Below are 20,065 nucleotides of genomic sequence, written 5' to 3' on the forward strand. Positions count from 1 at the left end.
CCACGCAATCGTTTAGCGCCCCAAGTTGATGCTCAACCCGAAGCCGGCTACCGGCTTGTTGCCAGAGCCGAAGGACAGGCCCGCCGAGACGCTGACCTTTTCAGACACCCGAGCACCCCAGCCCACGGCCATTGCAGCACTGCCCCCCGAGAACCCCACGCCCACGTTCAGGTTCACCTGTCCAACGGCCGTGCCCCCGTTCTGGGCCGCAGCGGTGGCCATCTGGCTCATCGCGCCGAGTTGGGCGCTCAAACCGTTGATCCGGCGATCCTGGTGCCGCAAACGGCGGTCGGTGTCGGTCCAGCGGTCATCCCAGACCTGCTGCATTTCATAGACCTGCCCACCGTTCACGGCGTCCGTGGAGCCCTGTTCGATGCGCCCCGGAGCCACGCTGGTCACGCGCTGATTGCCCGCGTTGACGCCCGCGGTGGTCACCGAAGGGCCGCCTTGGACGGTCACGCCCTGGGCGTTGACCGTGGTCTGGCCGACCTGGACAGAGCCCTGCTCGGACAACTGCACGTTGTCGCTGACCGCCACGGTTTGGGTGCCGTCCGTGTTGTCGGTCACCTCGACGTTCTTGCCCGCCCTTACAGTCGGGCCCGAGCCGGTCCCGGCGGTTCCATCCACCCCATCGGTGCCGGCAGGCCCTTGGACCCCTGGCTCCCCTTTCAGGCTTGCCAGCCAATCTTGTTCATTCCCTTGGAAGCCGTTGGCCAAGGCCACCTCGTAAGCGCTCAACCCATCCGCGCCGCGCGGGCCTGGCGTGCCCGAGCCGCTGCCTGGGTTTTGCTCAAGCGAAGTCACGCGTCCGTCCAGATCGTCCAATGCGGCTCCCACGGTTTGATGCGTGGCACCGCTGCGGAACTGATAGATGGGCGCGACAAAGTTGCCGTTGACGAACGTGGCACCGCCGCCCAGCGCTTGGGCCGCCTGACGGACCTGGCCGAGGTTTGCGACGTCGTTGTCTGAGGTGCCGGCTCGAACGTTCGTGATTCGGCGGGTGCTCTGGCCCCCGTCCTCATACGTGGATCCCACGCTGACTTCGTCACTGGCCCAGCAGCGGCTATGTGAGCCCAGGGCAACGCAGTCTTGCCCGCGTGCTTCAGCCCCAACGCCCAGTGCGACAGACTGGCGCGCGTCGGCGACCGCTGAAGAGCCAATGCCGACTGCGTGATCGGCATTGGCTTGGGCCAAGTTGCCCTGCGCGATAGACGCGTTGCCTCGCGACCGACTGAAGTAGCCCATCGACATGGACAGGTCTCCACTGGCTTGTGACTGCACGCCAGCGGCCAACGAATGAACGCCGGTAGCCGCAGATTGCGCGCCCAAGGCGATCGCCGCTTCGCCCCCGGCGTAGCTCAGCGTGCCAACCGCAACGGCGTTCACCGCAGCGGCATTCGCGGCTTGGCCCGTCGCAATGGAGTTCGCACCGGACGCTTGGGCATTCGTTCCCGACGCCACCGCGTTGTCTGCGGAGGCATTGGCTTGAACGCCCGTGGCGACGGCCCCGTTCCCGGAGGCATTGGCATAGGCACCCGTTGCGGTGGCATTCGGGGCCGAGGCTTGGGCGTATTCCCCGGTCGCCGTCGAGTTGGGTTCCGAAGCCGTGGCCCCGGTTCCCGTGGCGGTTTGAGCAAACGATGGGGAGGCAAACAACGAGGCCCCCATCAAAGCCGTTAAGATCGAAATGCGAAGCGAAGACATGGAAACCCTCCCGAGTATGGACTGATACTTCATCCATAACAGGCGATTGCATTTCCGCAAGTCGATCAGGTGATCTTTTTCAAGGTGTTAGGGAAAGTTGCAAAACAAACCCGCGCCGGGAGCGTCCAGTTCCAGGCCATCCGGTTTTCATTGCCCCAGGCCAAGCACGCGGTTTCCATCCCTGCAGGGCACCAAGCCGGCGCCAGCGCACGGGCCAGCACTTCCGAAGAGGGCTCCCCGGTCACCGAAGGAAACGCGCCCGGCTTGCGCCCCTGCCGGTAGGCCCACTTGGCTTGGCCGCATTCGTCTTTCAGCTCGACGTGGGGATAGTCTTTCGGGCTGGTCCACCGGCCGCCCCAGTTCAGCCCCACGATCTCCGCCAGCTCTCCAAAGCGTTGATAGCCGGCCATTACATGGGCATCGCCCAGGTTCCAGCTTGGCTCCCCGTTGACGAACACGGCGGCATCCACGGCCAGTCCGAAGTTGTGGCAGCTGGAGAACGCCCCAACGCTGGTCACGCCAGACCCGGAGGCAAGCAGGGCCGCCTGGCGCTCGGGGGAGCGGTAGCCCTCAACGGGCCGCACATCAAACCCTTCCGCGGCCAGTTGGGCCTGGACGGCTTCCACCTTTTCCCGCAGCGCTGGGGAAACCCCTTTCCACGTCCTTTCGCTTTTAGGGTGGAAGAACCGGTAAATGGCGCCGTGCGGCTTCGGGGTTTGGAAAACCCAGGGGCTGCTGGGCTTGGGTTTGGATTTGGGTTGAACGGTCGAACACCCGGCCAAGGCTAGGCAGGCCAGAACGGCGGCGATGGTAAAGCGGGGCTGCATGCTTTCCTCCCAGAAAGATCAAGATGCTTTCAGGGGTAGTAGATTTTCGGGAAAGCGCAAGCGGGCTAAAACAAAAAGCCCCCGAACGACCGGGGGAGGAGACCTGCAGCTCGGGGGCTTAGTGGGGAAGAGAAAAGGAGTGAGAAACCCTGCCCCGTTGCAAGCCATAGCATGCAATCAAGGGTTGTCAATCGCCCACGTCATCCCGCTGGAGGCGCAGAGGGGTTGTGTAGCAATGCTGTAGAGACGAAGCTCCTCGCCAAGATTTTCTTGGGCAAAGCGCCCATTAAATCAATGAGTTGTAAGCACACGCCCACTATGCTTCATGAGGGGCGTGTGTTCGGCGGACTTGTCTTTGGACATGGGCTCGTGAATCAGAGAGCATCCGGCCGCGCCATCAGGCTGCGGCGGCGGAGCAGGCAGGGCCGTCCATGGTAACTGGAAGGGGCGGAGGACGCCTGGATGGAGCAGCACGATCGTCCGCGCAGCAGGCATGGCGGTGGGTCGTCGTCATGGGCCGCGGTTCTCTTCATGAACGACGCATGGCCGATGAAGTCCTGATGACACCGATTTCACTCGTAGTTGCCAGCGGCAGGCGGAGACTGGACCCATCCCGGAAGACAGGAGCTGGCCATGAAGACCTCGACCCGACTGCTCGTGCTGGGCACCCTGATGGCGGCATCGTCGATGGCGGGTGCGCAGACCTACGGGCCCCGCGATGAAGGCCGCAAGTTCAACGACGGCAGCCGTGTGGAATGCAGGAACGTTGAAGTCCAGCGCAACTCGCGCGATCCGAACCGCATTGCCGGTACGGCCACAGGTGCGGTGGTGGGCGGCCTGCTGGGCAACTAGGTGGGCGGCGGTAACGGCAAGAAGTTGGCCACCGTCGCCGGTGCAGTCGCCGGCGGCGCCGCCGGACGACAGATCCAGGGCAACCACCAGCAGAAGACCGGCGATCGGGTGGTGGAACGTCGCTGCGAGCGCGTCTACCGCTGATCGATCCCAGTATCGGATTCACCTCCATCCTCGGTGAATGCCTCGAACATCCGCCGCAGGGCCGACGTTCATCGTCGAGGCGAATGTAACCTGACAGATGCCATGAATGAATGGCGCCGGTGGGCGTTATGTGCCGCCACCACGACGGAGGCCGCCGTGACTTGCGAATTTCGTCACGACTTCTGGATGAAAGCGTGCGTTAGCGGCAGCCAGGCTGGTATCTTTAGGCCATTCACGTCCTTACGGGCGGATGGCGAAGGAACTGCTGGATATCGCTCAAGGAGGGCATGGCCGCTGGAGCGCCATGCTGGGTCGCCATGCTGCGACCGTCGGGCGCAGTGACCGTGGGTCGAATGCCCGCGCGGGCTGGAGGATCTGTGCAGAGGTATCGACCATCCGGCCAGGTCCCTGCCTGAGGAAGGTCTGCCGATGAGTCCTGACGTTGTTTCACGCATTTTCTGCAGCCGGAGGGGTATCCCCTCGCGCGGCCTGTCGCTGGCGTTGCTGCTGTCGGCCGGAGTGTTGACTGCCTGCGGTTCCCCTGCGCCGGCGACGGTTGCCCCCCATGCCGACGCAGAGACAGTGGCTCGAACGCCGACGACCGCGGTTGCACAGTCGCAGGCAGATGAGCCATCGCCAGGCGCCGGCACCCCATCGCGCACGGCGCCGGTCGCGGACGGCGATTCCGATTTTGGCCGGATGCTGGTGGGCTTCCATCAGTGCCGCTACGAAGGCCTGTTCGTCAATGATCTACCCGGGCAGCCAACCACGGCGCCGGACATCGGCTGGTTCCGTGCTCATCCGGCGGCCGCCTGCGGCCGTGATGATGACTTCCATTATTTCTGCATGAGCGAGCGCTATCAGGGGCTCGACGTGCGCCGCATGGCGCTGCCCCGAACTGGCGGCCTACCGAGCGTTGCCTTGTATCTGAAGCAGGATCTGGCGACCGCGCGTTCGATCCTGCAGCAGCAGCTGGGCAGCGACTTCCGGTCCTCGCCTGCATCGGAAGCCGGTATCGCCCCCGAGCTGGTAGCGGACCCCGCCGATGCCAGCGGTTCGATCCTCGTCTGCACTCGGGAATTCTAAGGAAAGAGCATGGCCACCTACCATCCCGGCCCCGAGTACCAGAAGTCGTCGTCCTTTGGTCGACGCGTGCATCCGATCACCAAGAAGGCGACCGGGCACGGTGGCGACGACTGGCGCGCACCGAACAACACGCCGATCCGCGCGGCCTACGACGGCGTCGTGAAGGACAACCGGTTCCAGTACAACGCCGCATCGGGCACGGGCTGGGGCAACTTCATCCTGCTCGAGCACGACATCGACGGAAAGACCGTGCTGACGCGGTACGCGCATATGATCGAGCGCTCGCCACTGGCGAAAGGCACCAAGGTTACCCGCGGCCAGCAGATCGGCAAGGTCGGATCGACCGGCGGCAGCACAGGCCCCCACCTGCACTTTGAAGTCATCGAGAATGGCCAGCCGATCAACCCGTCAGGGTTTGATTTTCCCGATGGCGAGGCGCCGGCAAAAAGCGGTGGATGGTCGTACCCGTTTGCCCTGGCCGATGGCAAGGAGGCACCGCATGTCTCGGCCTATGTGCAGGCGATGGCCGCCGCCGAAGACGGCTTTTTCCCTATTGGCGCCAACAGTCTCTGGCACGGTGGGATCCATTTCAGCGATGAAACCGGCAGGGCGCTCGCGCAGGGCCCGCTGCAGCTGGCCGAGCGCAGTGGGGTGCGCTGCATCGCTGATGGTGAAGTCGTGGCCTATCGCATCAACAAGACCTATCCCGCAGTGGAGTTCCGGAAGAACGCGTCAAAGGCGCTTTATTCCACCGGCTTCACACTGGTGCGGCATACGCTGGTGTTGCCGCAGAGCACGCGCCTGAAGGCAGAGCAGGCTGACCTCAGCCAGGCCTCGCTCGACGACCAGGCCACTGCCGCGCAGGTGGAAGCGGCGACGGCCAGACGCATCACCGAGGACGACAAGAAGGCCAAGAAGGACTCCGGTACGGCAGTTTCGGCCGCCGAAACGCTGGTGTATTACAGCCTTTACATGCACCTGCTGGACTGGCGCGGTTACCGGGCCGATACCAAAATCGCGCCGCCTTCGTTCTGGAAGGGCAAGCGCTACTACAAAGTGGGCAGCCGGGCGGCCACCGACAGTCAGACCGCGCCGCCCCATGAAGAGCAGGCCCACTCGGATGACGCTTCGCTCCAGGACGTTGACCCGTCAACGGCCGGACTGGACTCGCTGGACACCTTCCGCTACGGGCTTGAGCCGGCTCCCGGTACCGATCCGTTCGACCTGTCGCGATTGCAGGTGCCTGAGTTCCCCGGCGAGCCCGTGGGCTCCGGAGGCGAGGCCGGCGACACCACTCCGGCGGACGCGGCGGTACCGGTTCCCGCACCGCCGGCCGTGCTCGGCAAGGGCATCAACATCCGCCGAGGACCGCGGGGTGCCAAGCTGGGCATCCTGGCTGCCGGTACGCGATTCCGGGTGGCGGAGATCAAGACCGAGAAGGGCGCGCAGTGGGGTCGCATCGGTGAAATCATCGAGGGCAGCGTACTGCCGACGGTGGTCGAAGAGGCCGTCGATCCTGCCGCCACACAGGGATGGGTGTTCCTGCGGGACATGGAAACGGTATTCGATGAACCCGATCCGCTCGATCAGGTGGTTGTGCTGGAGCAGCCGGTGGCGGTGAAGGCGGGTGACGTCATTGGTCAGGTGGGAGAGTACCAGCCGTTTGGCCTTGCGCGTGCCTCACCCTCGCCGGGCATGCGGTCCATGTTGCACCTGGAAGTGTTCAGCGGTGGCGATGTGCCGGGCTTCATCGGCCGTTGCCGAGCGTATGCGGCTACGTTGCCCGAGGACGAGCGGACCCACCTGGTGCTTGAGCAGGGTGTCACCCTGGTTACCCCGACCCAGGCGGATCTGAAATTGGCCGTGGGTGAGGTGATAGGTCCGGCCAAGAGCAGCCCTGGCGGCGCGTGGATCAAGGTGTCGCGCTACCAGCTGAAGGTGGTGGACAAGAGCACGCTCACGGGCTACGACGCGAAGACCAACCGCTATAAGGATGGCTCGATCTTCACGGGTTGGTATGTGAATGCCGCCAACGAACGTACGCAGGATGCCGGCAAACGCAACGTCTACACGCGGCGGGAAGTGCACGCGCCAACCGGCCAGGAGTGCTGGGTGGAACCGGCGTCGGTGCCGGTGCAGGCCCCAGGGTCGCCGCTGACGGTGGAGGTGCCGGCATGGAGTGCGTTTCCGTTGCAACTGGCCAACGCGAAAAGTCCGCCCAGCACTCAGCAGCGGGTGATGGCACGTGCGGAACTGGATGCGCGGGTGGAAAAACTGACCGCGGTCGACGCCGAGGGCAAGCGCTGGTGGCGGGTGGAGGCCCACCGTGAAACGGTGGGCTGGGTCCGTGAAAAGGACCACCCGAAGACCCGCTGGGAATCGCCGTGGGCTTGGCCCGGGTTCGAATTCGTGGAGGAAGGTGGGCTGCGCCCCCTGGATCTGTTCGCCTGGCAGGTCTACCAGCGTGGGCGCTCGATGATGGGCGAACGCGCAGACCATAAGATGCGCGCGGACAAGGTTCGCAACAGTTCGCTGCATCGTAAGGTCTATGAGCTGCTGGACACCGATGGCGACGGCAACCTGACTCCCGCCGAACTGAAGGCGGCGCAGAAGTCACCGATGCTCGCACGCCATCTTCAGCATCTGATCGCACGCTATGAAAGCGAGTGGGGCGGCGGCATGGAGAAATGGACTGAGCTTGATCGGATGATGCTGCGCGCCCAAGGGGCCGAATGGTCTGGCGAGAAGGTGCGAATCGAGCAGCTCCAGTGGTGGGATGCTGCGAAGGGCGTCAAGGATTTCCCGGCGGGGCTGGAGGTCTATCATTTCCATCCGATCGGGCTGTTGTCCAACTTCATGGGGGCGCGCAAGCGCAGCTGCTGCCAGATCACCGTCGAGTTGCTGGACAAGGTGCTGGGCAAGTCCGGCCCCTATTTCGATGGTGGTCCGAAAGCGGTGCACCAGGCCGAGTTCGCCCGCATTGCCCCCAATGTGCATGAGATGGACAAGCAGAAGTTTGTTGACCTGCTCAACGCCGGCCTGGACAAGTTCGGCATCACCGGCTGCTACCACCGTGCGCATTTTCTCGCGCAGTGCTTCCACGAGAGCGACCACTTCCGCACCACCATCGAATACTCGTCGGGCGAGTACCTTGACCCGGGGCGTCATGCCGATGCGGAGAAGATGGGCAACACCCAGGTGGGAGATGGTCCCAAGTACAAGGGCAAGGGCCTGATCCAGCTCACTTGGAAGAACAACTACCAGCGCTTCTCCGACTACATCGGTCATGACTTCGTGTCCGATCCCATGGCGGTTGCTACCGACATGAAGAACTCTGTCGAGGCGTCCTGCTGGTACTGGCGCTTCAACGGGACCGTGCACAAGAAGCACGATGCAAAGGGTGACATCAACAAGCTGATCGACGCCGAGCCCAACAACGTCACCCTTGTCACCCTCGCGGTCAATGGTGGTGACAATGGCCTGGCAGGTCGGAAAACGTTGTTCAACGCAGTGAAGAAGGAGTGGGGCCTTGAATGACCTGATGCGATGCCTTGCCGCCCTGATCGGCCTGGCCATGGCCAGTGGCTGCCATGCAGCGCAGACGCCTGCACAGGGTTATCGATTTGCGGGCAGCCTGCCGAAAGAGAACGCAGTAGACGTCTGCAACGGTTCGAAATGCCGCCCGATGCCTGTGCCGGAAATGTTGCAGTTCCAGCTGGAAGAGGAGTACCAGGCGTCGTTCGTCGACCTGGACGGTGATGGCCGCACCGAGCTGGTGATGACGGGGCCGGCGGGAGTGAACCGATGCATCACCCTCTACAAGCCCTCGCCAGCAGATGGCCGGATCACCGTGTACAAGCCAGGGGACGCATCCATCTGCAATTACCAGCTGCGAGCTGGCTATCTCTACAGCCAGGCCCGCGATGGCGCGACCGTTGTGGAGGAACAGTATCTGGCCCGCGATGGCCATCTGGTACTGCAGGTGCGTGATAGCTGCGTCGGTTGTGGGCAGGTCACACGCGAGCGCTTCGCCGCCGGCAAGGAGGTGCAGCGCTACCTGGTGACCGATGCGCCGCGGATGGAGGACCGCAGGCCCATCGGCAACACTGTGGTGGTGGACAAGGCACCGCTGTTCAACAGCGCCGATGCCACGGATCGATCGCGCATGTACCTCGTGAAAGGCGACGCGGTGGAGGTGCTTGAGCGCGCTGGCGCAGGCCACTCTGCGATGTATCGCGTGCGCTACGCGCGCGCGGGGAAGCCTGCCATCGAAAAGTGGCTGCAGTGCAGCAGCCTGGGTAACTGCCGCTGAAGCCTTCGGCAGGTCGCTCAGCGCCCGGGTTCCCCCTGGACCAGCGGCACCCGTGAGCCGTCCAGCAGACCGCGGCTGAGCCGGCCATCCTCGATGAACAGCAGCTCGCCGTTCTCGCCGTTCTTGATGCTGCTGTCGATGGCGATCACGCGATCACCATGGAACGTGCTGACATGCGGCATCGACGTGTGGCCGACCACGATGCGCTTGAGCTGCAGCGTGTCGAGCACGTCCTGTACACCCCTTGCATCGAGACGCCCATCGAAGTAGCCGCGGTACCAGATGGGGCTGGTCTTGCCGTCGTACAGCGGCGCAGTTGCGGGGTCGGCCTTCACTTCGGCCTTGGGCAATCCCAGCGAGGCCTGGTAGGCGGCATTGGTGCGTGCCGGGTGCAGTGCCAGTTCCACCGCTTCGGGCGAGATGCCGCCATGCAGGAACAGGGTGTCGCCGATCTTCAGCAGGACCGGCCGCGTCCGCAGCCATTGCCCGATCACCGAATCGGCGCCGTACAGCTGCGGATAGCTGCGCCCGAGCAGCTGCGCACTGCGCAGGTACTTCGGATTGACATAGCGCAGGTCGTCGTACAGGACCATGGTCTCGTGGTTGCCGAGCACGAAGTGCACCGCACCGCCGGCGGCCGCCGCCTGCTGCTGCAGGCCATACAACAGCCAGAACGCTTCGGTGACCTGCGGGCCGCGATCGAACACGTCGCCAGCGACCACCAGGGTGTCCTGGCCGAGGGCCCAGCGGTCCTGCGCATCGATCACGTGGTGGGCGCGCAGCAGTCGTACCAGCAGGTCGTACTGGCCGTGGATGTCGGACAGGGCGACGATGCGCGGTACCGCAGGCAGCTCCGACACCGAAGGCGTGACCGGTGGCAGCACGTGCACGCTGTGGCCGTAGCCGCACTGCGGGACGAACTCCGTGCCGCTGGCATTGGCGGGCAGGGTGCGCCGCTGCACCTGGTCGCCGCAGATCCACGTGGCGCGCAGCCGGTCGCCCACACGGAACACGTAGGGACCATCGGCGTCCACGTGCTCGGCCGGTGCGGGCACCTTACGTGCCTGCAGCGAGGGGGCAGCCAGCAGCAGGGCCAGCGGCACCAGCAGCAGGGCAGATCGGGGCAGGGGGCGGCGCAGCATGGGCGGTTCCTCGGCGGGCGACGATAAGGCGGGCCCGCAGGCCCGCCTGTGATGCTACCCCGTGGCCTATCCTGGCAGCATGCGCCGAAGGTGGAACCACTGTGCAGAATCGGGTGGCCGACGCCGCACGGTGGAATCAGAACTTCGCGCGCAGGTTGAACAGCACGCGGCGCGGCTCGCCCCAGTAGCCCGAGTTGAAGAAGCCGACATTGCGGTAATACACCTTGTCGAACAGGTTGGTGACCGTCACGCCCACGCTCAGGTTGTCGTTGATGCGGTAGCGTCCCATCAGGTCGAACAGCACATACCCGCCCTGGCTCATCTTGCCGGTGGCGGTGACCGGGGTCCCGTTGGCGTTGAAACGGCCGGTGGGGATCGGCTGCATCTGGTAGATCTCGCTCTGCACGCTGAACCCACCGCCGACCGTCCACTGGCCGTGGCTGTAAGTGGTGTTGAAGCGCGCCAGATGCATCGGGCTGGTGCTGGCGAAGCGGCTTCCATCGGGGTTGCTGCTGTAACTGTAGGTGTAGCCGCCGGTCATGCTCCAGTGGTCGGTGATCGAGCCGGACACCTCGAACTCGCCACCCTGGGTGGTGATGCCCTTGCTGGCGATGTAGGGCGAGCTGCCATCGGGCAGCTTGATCTCGCCGCCGTTGGGGTCCAGCTCGGCCACGTTGTCCTGCTTCATGTAGAAGCCGTTCAACGAGGCGTAGAGGCGGCCGTCGAAAAATTCACTCTTCAGGCCGTACTCGTAGTTGCCGCCGGTGGTCGGGTCGAGCAGCTGGTTGTTGATGTCGCGGCGCGCGGTGGCCTGGAACACGTCCGAGTAGCTGGCGAAGGCGGTGATGCTGCTGCTCAGGTCATACAGCACGCCCACGTAGGGGGTCAGTTCGTGCGCGGTGGTGCGCGCGCTGCGGCTGGTGAACACCCCGTCGGTGTTGTAGTTGTCGGTGGTGGTGCGGTAATCGGAGTAGCGCGCGCCCGCGATGATCTTCAGCGGATCGATCGGGCTCAGGCGCACCGCGGTGTAGTAGCCGGTCTCGGTGGTGTTCACCGTGCTGGACGGAATGCCGTAGTCGTAGGTGGTCGGCTTGCCGATGTTGCCATCCCAGCTGAAGATGCTTGGGAAGGCGGCTACGTTGTACGGGCGCGAGGTGATGCCGGCGCGGATGGTGTCCAGGTCGCGGTCGTAGTGGTTGATGCCCACCACCAGTTCATGCGAACGGCCGAACAGCTGGAACGGGCCGGAAGCGTACAGGTCGAACGCATCCTCACGGGTTTCGGACACCGAATAGGTATCGGCAATGCGCAGGCCCAGGCCGGTGGTCGCGTCGGCCCAGTTGCCGGTGTTGGAACCGGCCAGCAGCAGCGAGTCGGTGTCGGTGGCGCGGTGGTTGTAGGCCAGGCGGCCGCTCCAGCCGGCACCGAACTGCTGTTCCAGGGTGGCGAAGTAGTTGGTGCTCTCGCGGTTCCATTCGTTCCAGCGTGTGGCAGCGCTGTAGGAACGCGGCATGTGCGCGCGCGTGCCGTCGCGGAAGTACAGCGGCGAGGCGCTCCAGGCGCCACCATCGGAGCCGGTCTCCAGGTAATCGATACCGGCGCGCAGACGGGTGCTGTCGGTCAGGTCGGCTTCGATCACGCCATACAGGCTGGGCGACGTGTCGTGCTGGAAGCGCACCCAGCTTTCCTTGTCGGTGTAGGCGCCGATGAAGCGTCCACGCACGCGGCCGCCCTTGCTGAGCGGGCCGGATACATCCACTTCGGCCCGCTTGTAGTCCCACGAACCGGCGCTGACGCTGGTGCTGGCCTGGAAGGTTTCGGTCGGGCGCTTGCGCACCATGTTCACCGTGGCCGACGGGTTGCCCGAGCCGGTGACCAGGCCACTGGCGCCGCGCACCACTTCGATGCGCTCGTAGATGGAGGTGTCACTGAGGATCGAGTTGCCGCCCGCACCGGTGGTGTAGTTGGTGGGGATGCCATCGAACATGAAGTTGTTGATGGCAAAGCCGCGTGCGTTGAACAGCGTGCGGTTGCTGTCATAGGACTGGATGGTCACGCCCGGGGTCTGCTGCAGCACCTCAGAAATGGTGATGAGGTTGAAATCCTCGATGCGCTGGCGAGTGAACACGGTGAGCGACTGCGGGGTTTCGCGCAGGGTCAGCGGCAGCTTGGTGGCGGTATTGGTGCCGTAGACCTGGTAGCCCTCGGTGCGCTGGGTGACCATCACCCGGTCCAGTTCGGTGGTGGACGGCGCGCTGTCCTGGGCGAAGGCCGGCGCGGCGGCGCAGGCGATCGACAAAGCCAAGGTATTCCGGCGCAGCGCGCCAGAGGACGTCATGTACATGGTGGAAACCTCTGTTTCTGTATCAGGAACGGGAAGACGGGCGTGGCGCCGGCTTGGCCGGGCTACGGAAACTGAGCCAGAGCACCATCGCACCGGCACCGGCGGCGAGCACGCCACACCAACCAACGAAACCTTGTGCCACGCCCCACGCCGCGATGCTGGTCAGCAGGCTGGCTGTCAGCCCGAGCACGCCCAGGACCTGCAGCAGGCGCCGGCGCGGCGCGGGGGGCGCATGGCCGGCGACATCGCGGTGGTGACGTTCCATCGCCATGGCCAGGCAGGCGAAAGCGGCAGCAGCCAGCAGCAGTGCGAGCACGCTCATGCGCCGGCCTCGGCGGTGCGCGCGGGGCGTGGCCGGCGCTGTGCCGGCACGAAGCGATGCACCTTGCGCGCGGCCCACAGCAGGCCAGTGCCGATCAGCAGCAGGCCGATATCGATGCCTGCCTTGGCGCCATCGCCGGCAGCAAGTGCAGATACCGCGCCACCGTGCCAGGCCACCAGGTTGTAGAGCGGCAGCCCCAGTGCCAGCACCCCGGCCAGCGCCAGCTGCTCGACCCAGCCACGACGTGGCGCGCGCAGCATCGCGTGCGCCACGCAGGCAGCCCAGGCGTAGAAGAACACCTTCACTTCGGCATCGCTGCGGTTGGCCACGTCCAGCGGCAGCAGTCGGTTGCCCCACAGGAAGGCGAGCATGGCCACGGGCAGGCCGGTGACGAAGCCGATGTTCAGCCGCTCGACGATGCGGAAGCCCAGGTGTGGCCGCTCAGGATCGGGCAGCTGTGCGCGCCGCTTCACTGTCCACAGCACCAGCCCGGTGGCTACCATCAGCGTGCCGGCCACACCAGAGAGGAAGAACAGCCAGCGCATCGTGACGGGGGCGAAGCGCGCCGCGTGCAGGCCGATCATGCCGTCGCGGGTGATGACGGCGGCCGAGCGCGGCGCGGCGGCGTCCAGCAGATTGCCGTGGGCATCGAAGCTGAGCGTATCGGCGGTACCGGCAATCTGGTCACCCTGTTGGCGGCGCACGCTGATGCGCATGGCCGCATCACCAGGGTGTTCGATCTGCAGTGATGCCGCATGGCCGCCGCCCCATTGCAGTTCAGCGCGGCGCAGTATTCCCGCCAGCGCGGGCGTCGTTGCGGCCACACCGCTGGCCTCGGCCTTCTCCGCGCGCGGGAACAGTTCGGCAAAGAACGCATCGCGGCCGCCGGGGTAGTTGGCATCCACCGCCCACGGCATGTACAGCGTCATCAGTGTGATCAGCCCGGTGTAGGTGATCATCAGGTGGAACGGCAGCGACAGAACGGCCAGCGCGTTGTGACCGTCCAGCCAGCTGCGCTGGCCTTTGCCACGGCGGAAGGTGAAGAAGTCGGTAAAGATCTTCTTGTGGGTAATGACCCCGCTGATGAGTGCGATCAGCATCAGCATCGAACACGCACTGATGAACCAGCGCGCCCACAGCACCGGCACGTAGTGCAGATCGAAGTGCAGGCGGTAGAAGAAGTTGCCGCCACGCGTCTCACGCACCTGTACCGGGTTGCCATCTGCATCCAGCGTCGCCTGGTTCGGATTGCGCTGGCCGCGGCGGCGTTCCTTCTCGCCCTGTGGCTGCCAGCTGACGGCCGTGGCGCTGCTGCGCGCATCGGGAAGTTCGATGCTCCAACGCTGTGCATCGGGTGCGGTGCGGGCGAGGAAGGCGTGTGCCTGGGTGACCGCTGCAGCGCTGTCGGCAGGCAGGCCGATTTCCGGCTGCATCCAGCGGGTCAGTTCTTCCTTCCAGTACGCGGCGGTACCGGCGATGAAGATCAGGAACAGGACCCAGCCGACCACCAGGCCGGACCAGGTGTGCAGCACCGATTGCGATTGGCGGATGCCCCCGAGGTTGCTCATGCGACGCCCCCGCGCAGCAGCCAGGCCAGCCATGCCCCCAGGCCGCCAGCAATCACCAGGCCCAGCGTGGCGCGCAGGGTGCTGCGTGCGGCGTACGCCCAGATCGCGGCCAGCACATACACCACGAAGGCGGACATGGTGGCCACCAGGGTGGCGTCGGCTTTGGCACCGGGCAGCAGGCGCGCCAGGGCGGCGGCCCAGCACGCGGCCACGGCATAGCCACCGAGCAGGCCAAGCAGGCCACGTGCCCACAACAGGGCATGGCCGTTACCGCGCGGCATGCGCTTGGCGACCGGGGCGGCGGCGGTGGGAGAAGAAGTGGGAGCGGCCATCGCCGATGTCAATAGGAATCGAGTGCAATTGCGAGCGAATGCTATTTGACACCGGTAGCGCTGTCGAGTCCCCCATTCGGGGGGGGGGGGCGTCCCATTTTTCAGCGCTTGCGGACCACCGTCTGCGCGGGCGCGATGGTGTGGCCGGCCGCGTCCTGGGGCTGCATGTAGGGCAGGACGCGGCCGCTGCCACGTTCAACCAGCGTGGAATGCACCTCGTCGGGAGCGAAACGATGGCGTTCGCCCCATTGGCGCAGGGCCACCAGCAGTGGGAACAGATCGCGTCCTGCCGCGGCCAGCACGTACTGCTGGTAGGCGCTGCCATCGCTGGCAGGTTGCTGCAGGAGCAGCCCGGCCTCGACCAGACGCCGCAGGCGGTCGCTGAGGATGTTGCGCGCTGCGCCGAGGCTGCGCTGGAAGTCACTGAAGCGGGTAACGCCATCAAAGGCATCGCGGATGATCAACAGGGCCCAGCGATCACCGAGCAGATCGGCGCTGCGGGCAACGGGGCAGGGGCTGTCGGCGTGCATGGGCAAGGCTTGTGATGATGTGGTTGCATTTTAAAACCATTGGCGATACGGTGCATCCAGTTTCAATATGCAACCACATTCATGGCCGCGTCCGTCCTTCCGCGCGCCCTGCTGGGCCTGCTGGCCATCGCGGCGGGTGCCAGCGTGGCCAATGTCTATTACGCACAGCCCCTGCTGGAACGCCTGGCGCAGGCTTTCGCCATGGAGCGCGCGACGGCCGGCGCTGTGGTTGCCGCCACCCAGGCCGGCAGCGTGCTGGCCCTGCTCGGCCTGCTGCCGCTGGCCGACCGCGGCGATCGTCGCCGCCTGCTGCGCATGCAGCTGCTGGCACTGGTGATGGCGCTGCTGGGACTGGCGGCAGCACGCAGTACCGCCTGGTTGCTGGGGGGCATGCTGCTGGCGGGCCTGCTCGGGACGGCGCTCACCCAGGGACTCATCGCCTATGCAGCCACGCTGGCACCGTCGGGGCAGCGGGGGCGCGTGGTTGGCATGGTGCAGGGCGGGGTGTTCATCGGCCTGCTGGCTGCGCGTGTGGTATCCGGCGCGGTGGCGGCCCTGGCCGGCTGGCGCGCGGTGTACCTGCTGTCAGCAGTGATGATGGCGGCGTTGGCGATGCTGCTGTGGCGACGCCTGCCTGCCGTGCCGGTTCCCTCGCAGCCGCCGGCCTGGCGCGCGCTGCTCGGCTCGATGATGACGATGCTGCGCAGTGATCGCACGCTGCGCGAGCGTGGCCCTCTGGCGCTGCTGCTGTTTGCCGGCCTCAACGTGTTCTGGGCGGCCGTACCGCTGCCCCTGTCGGCATCACCGATGAACTGGTCGACCGCGGCCATCGGCGCGCTCGGTCTGGCAGGCATGGTCGGTGCGCTGCTGGCTGCGCGGGTGGGGCACTGGATGGATCGGGGTTTCTGCCTGCGGGTGAGCCTGGGGGCGCTGCTGCTGATGCTGCTTGCGTGGTGGCCCCTGCTGGGTCTGCCGCACGCCCTGGCATGGCTGCTGCTGGGCGTGGTGGTGCTCGATCTGGGGGGGCAGGCCCTGCATGTCTCCAACCAGGCGTTGCTGCTGCGCGCGCCTGCCGAACAGCACGGTCGCCTGGTGGCGCTGTACATGCTGTTCTACGCGGTCGGCAGCGGCGCCGGTGCTGCGGCCGGTACGTGGATGCAGGCGCACCACGGCTGGACCAGGGTCTGTGCACTCGGTGCAGGCATCGCGGTGACAGCGCTGGCATGGTGGGCGCTGCATGCCGCTGCACCGGCAGCGCGTCACCCCGGCGGCCACCGGCCCCCTGCGTAGTTCCCATCAACAGAGGTAGGGCGAACGACCGCAGGTGGTCCCATGCACATTTCCGAAGCGGCTGCACTGCGTTGACGCATTTGAGAATCAATCGCATTGATGGGAGAATGCGCGCATGGATCGGCCTGCGGAAGATGTGCGGCGCCGCTCCCACTCCCCCCGTCGTCGCCTCAAGCCCTTTGCCAGAGGCCCCGTTGCCCTGCCAGAAGGTGTTGAAGATGTCTGCCGTCCTTGTTCCGCCGCCGCGCCCGTTGGCGCTTGCCGTTGCTGCCCTGCTTGCGGGCAGTGCCCTGGGTGCCCATGCGCAGACCGACGCGACCGATATCGATACGGTGCACGTCACCGCCTCGCAGATCGCGCGTCAGGCCCTGGGTACATCGACCATCACCGCCGAGGACATTGCGCGCCGTCCTCCTGCCAACGACATCGCCGAGCTGCTGCGGACCATGCCCGGTGTCAATCTCACCGGCAACAGTGCGTCTGGCCAGTATGGCAACAACCGCCAGATCGACCTGCGTGGCATGGGGCCGGAGAACACGCTGATCCTGGTGGACGGCAAACGCGTCGGTGCCCGCGACGCCGTGCGCATGGGCCGCAGCGGTGAGCGCAATACCCGTGGCGACACCAACTGGGTGCCGGCGGAGATGATCGAGCGCATCGAAGTGCTGCGCGGTCCGGCAGCGGCGCGTTATGGATCCGGCGCCTCCGGCGGCGTGGTCAACATCATCACCAAGCGCCCGACGGGCGATCTGACCGGAGCGGTCGACCTGTACGGACTGGTACCCGAGCACAGTGCCGAAGGTGGCAGTGAGCGCGTGGGTCTGCAGCTGAGCGGCCCGATGACCGATGCGTTGTCCTTCCGCCTGTATGGCAACCTCAACAGGACCGACGCGGATTCGCTCGAACTCAATCGCGCGTTCGCCACCGCGCCGGGCACCGTACCTCCCGCAGGCCGCGAGGGCGTCAAGAACCGCGATGTCAACGCGCTGCTGCGCTGGGACATCAACGCCGGCCAGGTGGTGGAATTCGAAGCCGGTACCAGCCGCCAGGGCAACATCTATGCGGGCGACCGTGCCGTGAGCAACACCGGTACCTCCACGCCGGTCGATCTGGCGGCGCTGGCCGAGAGCGAGGCAGAGACCAACCGCATGTACCGCACCACCGGGGCGATCACCCATCGTGGCCGCTGGGGCGATGTGACCTCGCGCGTTACTGCTGCGGTGGAAGCGGTCAACAATTCGCGCATCAACGAAGGCCTGGCCGGTGGCCCCGAGGGCAGCTTCAACGGCACCGACTGGTCCACCTCCCGCCTGCGCAATTACCAGCTCGACGGCGAGGTCAGTTTCCCGACCACGATCGGCGCGGCGGAGAATGTCTGGACGCTGGGCTTCGAGCATCTCGACAGCCGCCTGACCGATCCGTATTCGATGAGCCAGTCCGGCAGCAGTGGCGGTGGCCTGCCGGGCCTGTCGGCCGATCGCGCGCGCGGCAAGTCCGATGCGCAGACCACGGCAGTCTTCGTCGAAGACAACATCTACCTGGGTGAACGCTGGATCGTGACGCCGGGCCTGCGCTTCGACCACCACAGCCAGTTCGGCAACAACGCCAGCCCCAGCCTCAATGCGCAGTTCCGCATCAATGGCGACTGGGTGGTGAAGGGCGGCATCGCGCGCGCGTTCAAGGCTCCCAACCTCTACCAGTCCAATCCGGACTACCTGTACTACACCCGTGGCAACGGCTGTCCCAACGCACTGCCGAGCCTGGGCGCGGGCTGCTACCTGCAGGGCAACGCGGAGCTGGACGCCGAGACCAGCCTGAACAAGGAACTGGGCGTGGAATGGGCTCCGCAGAGTGGCTGGCAGGCCTCGTTGACCTACTTCCACAACGACTACAAGGACAAGATCGAGGCCGGATATACCCAGGTCGGCCTCACCGCCGACACCCGTGGCCGGATCTTCCGCTGGGAGAACGCACCGAAGGCCATCGTGCAGGGCCTGGAGGGCAACCTGGTGGTGCCGCTGCTGGGCGAGCAGGGCGACCGGCTGAAGTGGAGCAGCAACTTCACCTACATGGTGGAGAACGAGAACAAGAGCACCGGCCAGCCGCTGTCGGTGATACCGCGGTACACGGTCAACACGATGCTGGACTGGCAGGCCACCGAAAAGCTGTCGCTGCTGCTCACCGGCACCTTCTACGGCAGGCAGGAGCCGGCCACCACCAACATCAACAACGATCCTCGCTGCACCGGAAGCTGCGATTCGTCGGTGGTGCTGCAGGATCGGGGGGCATACAACATCTGGGGCGTGAGCGCGCGCTACAGGGTTACCGGGACGGTCAGCTTCGGTTTCGGCGTGAACAACCTGGCCGATAAGCGCCTGTTCCGCGAAGCCAACAGCAGCGACGCTGGCGCGGCGACCTACAACGAGCCGGGCCGCGCATACTGGGCCAGCCTGCGTTTCGGCTTCTGAGCGCGCGCGGTGCCTGACAGGCATGGCCCGGTGCAATCGGCGAGCGCCGGGCTACGCCCGGCGCGACCGGCGCCGCACAGCTGCAATGTTATAAACATCGTAATAGTCTCCCCCGCAGCCACGCCGTAGCCTGACCGCATCGCACAGGAGCTGTTGCATGGGCCACGACCACGATCACCTGCCGTCCCAGATCCGCCACGAGAAGCCGTTGTGGTGGGCGTTGGGGCTGACTTCCACCTTCCTTGTCGTCGAAGTCGTCGGCGCGTTCTGGACCAACAGCCTGGCGCTGCTGTCCGATGCGGCCCACATGGCCACCGACGCGCTCGCACTGATGATCGCGCTGGTCGCGGTGCGCTTGAGCCGGCGTCCGCCGGACGCGCGCCGCACCTATGGCTATGCGCGGCTGGAAGCCCTTGGCGCGATGATCAATGGCGCGATGCTGTTCGTGGTGGCCGGCTACATCCTGTGGGAAGCGGTCGGCCGCTTCCGCGAACCGCAGGAGATTGCCTCCACCGGCATGCTGGTGATCGCCGCCGCCGGCCTGGTCATCAATCTGATCTCGATGCGCCTGCTGCAGGCCGGCAGCGGTGAAAGCCTCAACGTCAAAGGTGCCTACCTGGAAGTGTGGGCCGACATGCTCGGCTCGGTGGCGGTGATCGTCGGCGCGCTGCTGATCCGCTGGACCGGCTGGCAGCCGATCGACCCGATCCTGGCGGTGCTGATCGGCCTGTGGGTGCTGCCACGCACCTATGTGCTGATGCGCGAGGCGATCAACGTGCTGCTGGAAGGCGTGCCCAAGGGCATGGATGTGGCGAAGGTCCGCGACAGCCTGTCCGGCCATGCCGCGGTGCTGGACGTGCATGACCTGCATGTGTGGGCACTGGCCTCGAGCACGCCGGCGCTGACCGCGCATGTCGTGATGCGCGACGGTACCGACGCCGACGTGCTGCGCCGCGAGCTGGGAGGTCGCCTGCACGATGACTTCGGCATCGAGCATGTGACCCTGCAGATTGAAGCGGATCACTGCGGAGAGGCATGCGGAGATCCCGCGCCGCCCAGTGCGGCCGCACCTGATGCGCGGCACGATCACGACCACGGCGAGGACGCGCAGGGCCATCGCGGCCACGTGCACCACTGATCTGCC

At 65.7% G+C, this 20,065-nt stretch carries 14 protein-coding genes and 1 pseudogene; 7 read left to right on the top strand and 8 right to left on the bottom strand.

Features of this window, described 5'->3' with window-relative positions; all coding sequences use genetic code 11:
- Positions 1 to 12: 12 nt before the first annotated feature.
- The gene (locus ACZLIF_RS06470) at positions 13 to 1,704 is read right to left on the bottom strand and encodes a YadA-like family protein (RefSeq protein ID WP_464048715.1); all 1,692 of its coding nucleotides are present in this window, start codon (positions 1,702 to 1,704) and stop codon (positions 13 to 15) included.
- 65 nt (positions 1,705 to 1,769) lie between these two features.
- Positions 1,770 to 2,531: a M15 family metallopeptidase gene (locus ACZLIF_RS06475; protein ID WP_464048716.1), complete on the bottom strand. Its 762-nt coding sequence runs from the start codon at positions 2,529 to 2,531 to the stop codon at positions 1,770 to 1,772.
- A gap of 627 nt (positions 2,532 to 3,158) precedes the next feature.
- Here ACZLIF_RS06475 and ACZLIF_RS06480 point away from each other — a divergent pair.
- The 4 genes and pseudogenes from ACZLIF_RS06480 to ACZLIF_RS06495 all read left to right on the top strand — a co-directional run bounded on the left by ACZLIF_RS06480 (position 3,159) and on the right by ACZLIF_RS06495 (position 8,925).
- Positions 3,159 to 3,527: pseudogene (locus ACZLIF_RS06480) on the top strand (glycine zipper 2TM domain-containing protein).
- Positions 3,528 to 3,956: 429 nt separating this feature from the next.
- On the top strand, positions 3,957 to 4,613 hold the full coding sequence (locus ACZLIF_RS06485; protein ID WP_128990095.1) for a hypothetical protein: 657 nt from the start codon (positions 3,957 to 3,959) through the stop codon (positions 4,611 to 4,613).
- A gap of 9 nt (positions 4,614 to 4,622) precedes the next feature.
- Positions 4,623 to 8,150, top strand: coding sequence for a peptidoglycan DD-metalloendopeptidase family protein (locus ACZLIF_RS06490; protein ID WP_128990093.1), 3,528 nt, complete (start codon positions 4,623 to 4,625; stop codon positions 8,148 to 8,150).
- Complete coding sequence (locus ACZLIF_RS06495; RefSeq protein ID WP_128990091.1) at positions 8,143 to 8,925, top strand: FG-GAP repeat protein; 783 nt, start codon at positions 8,143 to 8,145, stop codon at positions 8,923 to 8,925. The genes ACZLIF_RS06490 and ACZLIF_RS06495 overlap by 8 nt, the downstream gene beginning before the upstream one ends.
- A 17-nt stretch (positions 8,926 to 8,942) precedes the next feature.
- On the opposite strand, the gene ACZLIF_RS06500 is transcribed toward ACZLIF_RS06495, so the two are convergent.
- The 6 genes from ACZLIF_RS06500 to ACZLIF_RS06525 form a co-directional block, all read right to left on the bottom strand.
- Positions 8,943 to 10,067, bottom strand: coding sequence for a metallophosphoesterase (locus ACZLIF_RS06500; RefSeq protein ID WP_128990089.1), 1,125 nt, complete (start codon positions 10,065 to 10,067; stop codon positions 8,943 to 8,945).
- Positions 10,068 to 10,203: 136 nt separating this feature from the next.
- Positions 10,204 to 12,372, bottom strand: coding sequence for a TonB-dependent siderophore receptor (locus ACZLIF_RS06505; RefSeq protein ID WP_241686003.1), 2,169 nt, complete (start codon positions 12,370 to 12,372; stop codon positions 10,204 to 10,206).
- A gap of 61 nt (positions 12,373 to 12,433) precedes the next feature.
- Complete coding sequence (locus ACZLIF_RS06510) at positions 12,434 to 12,733, bottom strand: DUF3325 domain-containing protein (RefSeq protein WP_128990085.1); 300 nt, start codon at positions 12,731 to 12,733, stop codon at positions 12,434 to 12,436.
- A complete protein-coding gene (locus ACZLIF_RS06515) occupies positions 12,730 to 14,301 on the bottom strand; it encodes a PepSY-associated TM helix domain-containing protein (protein ID WP_128990083.1) in 1,572 nt (523 codons plus the stop codon). Before ACZLIF_RS06515 ends, ACZLIF_RS06510 begins: the two co-directional genes overlap by 4 nt.
- The gene (locus ACZLIF_RS06520) at positions 14,298 to 14,633 is read right to left on the bottom strand and encodes a hypothetical protein (RefSeq protein ID WP_206733992.1); all 336 of its coding nucleotides are present in this window, start codon (positions 14,631 to 14,633) and stop codon (positions 14,298 to 14,300) included. The genes ACZLIF_RS06515 and ACZLIF_RS06520 overlap by 4 nt, the downstream gene beginning before the upstream one ends.
- 101 nt (positions 14,634 to 14,734) lie before the next feature.
- The gene (locus ACZLIF_RS06525) at positions 14,735 to 15,163 is read right to left on the bottom strand and encodes a winged helix-turn-helix transcriptional regulator (protein WP_128990081.1); all 429 of its coding nucleotides are present in this window, start codon (positions 15,161 to 15,163) and stop codon (positions 14,735 to 14,737) included.
- An 81-nt stretch (positions 15,164 to 15,244) separates the two neighbouring features.
- Between ACZLIF_RS06525 and ACZLIF_RS06530 the strand changes: the two genes are divergently transcribed.
- The 3 genes from ACZLIF_RS06530 to ACZLIF_RS06540 all read left to right on the top strand — a co-directional run bounded on the left by ACZLIF_RS06530 (position 15,245) and on the right by ACZLIF_RS06540 (position 20,059).
- The gene (locus ACZLIF_RS06530; protein WP_128990079.1) at positions 15,245 to 16,453 is read left to right on the top strand and encodes an MFS transporter; all 1,209 of its coding nucleotides are present in this window, start codon (positions 15,245 to 15,247) and stop codon (positions 16,451 to 16,453) included.
- A 218-nt stretch (positions 16,454 to 16,671) separates the two neighbouring features.
- Positions 16,672 to 18,921 carry a TonB-dependent siderophore receptor gene (locus tag ACZLIF_RS06535; RefSeq protein ID WP_128990077.1) on the top strand — a complete coding sequence of 750 codons (2,250 nt, stop codon included), beginning with the start codon at positions 16,672 to 16,674 and terminating at the stop codon, positions 18,919 to 18,921.
- A 157-nt stretch (positions 18,922 to 19,078) separates the two neighbouring features.
- A complete protein-coding gene (locus ACZLIF_RS06540; RefSeq protein WP_053517376.1) occupies positions 19,079 to 20,059 on the top strand; it encodes a cation diffusion facilitator family transporter in 981 nt (326 codons plus the stop codon).
- Positions 20,060 to 20,065 lie beyond the last annotated feature (6 nt).

Source organism: Stenotrophomonas sp. 2201_Sma (assembly GCF_056486685.1).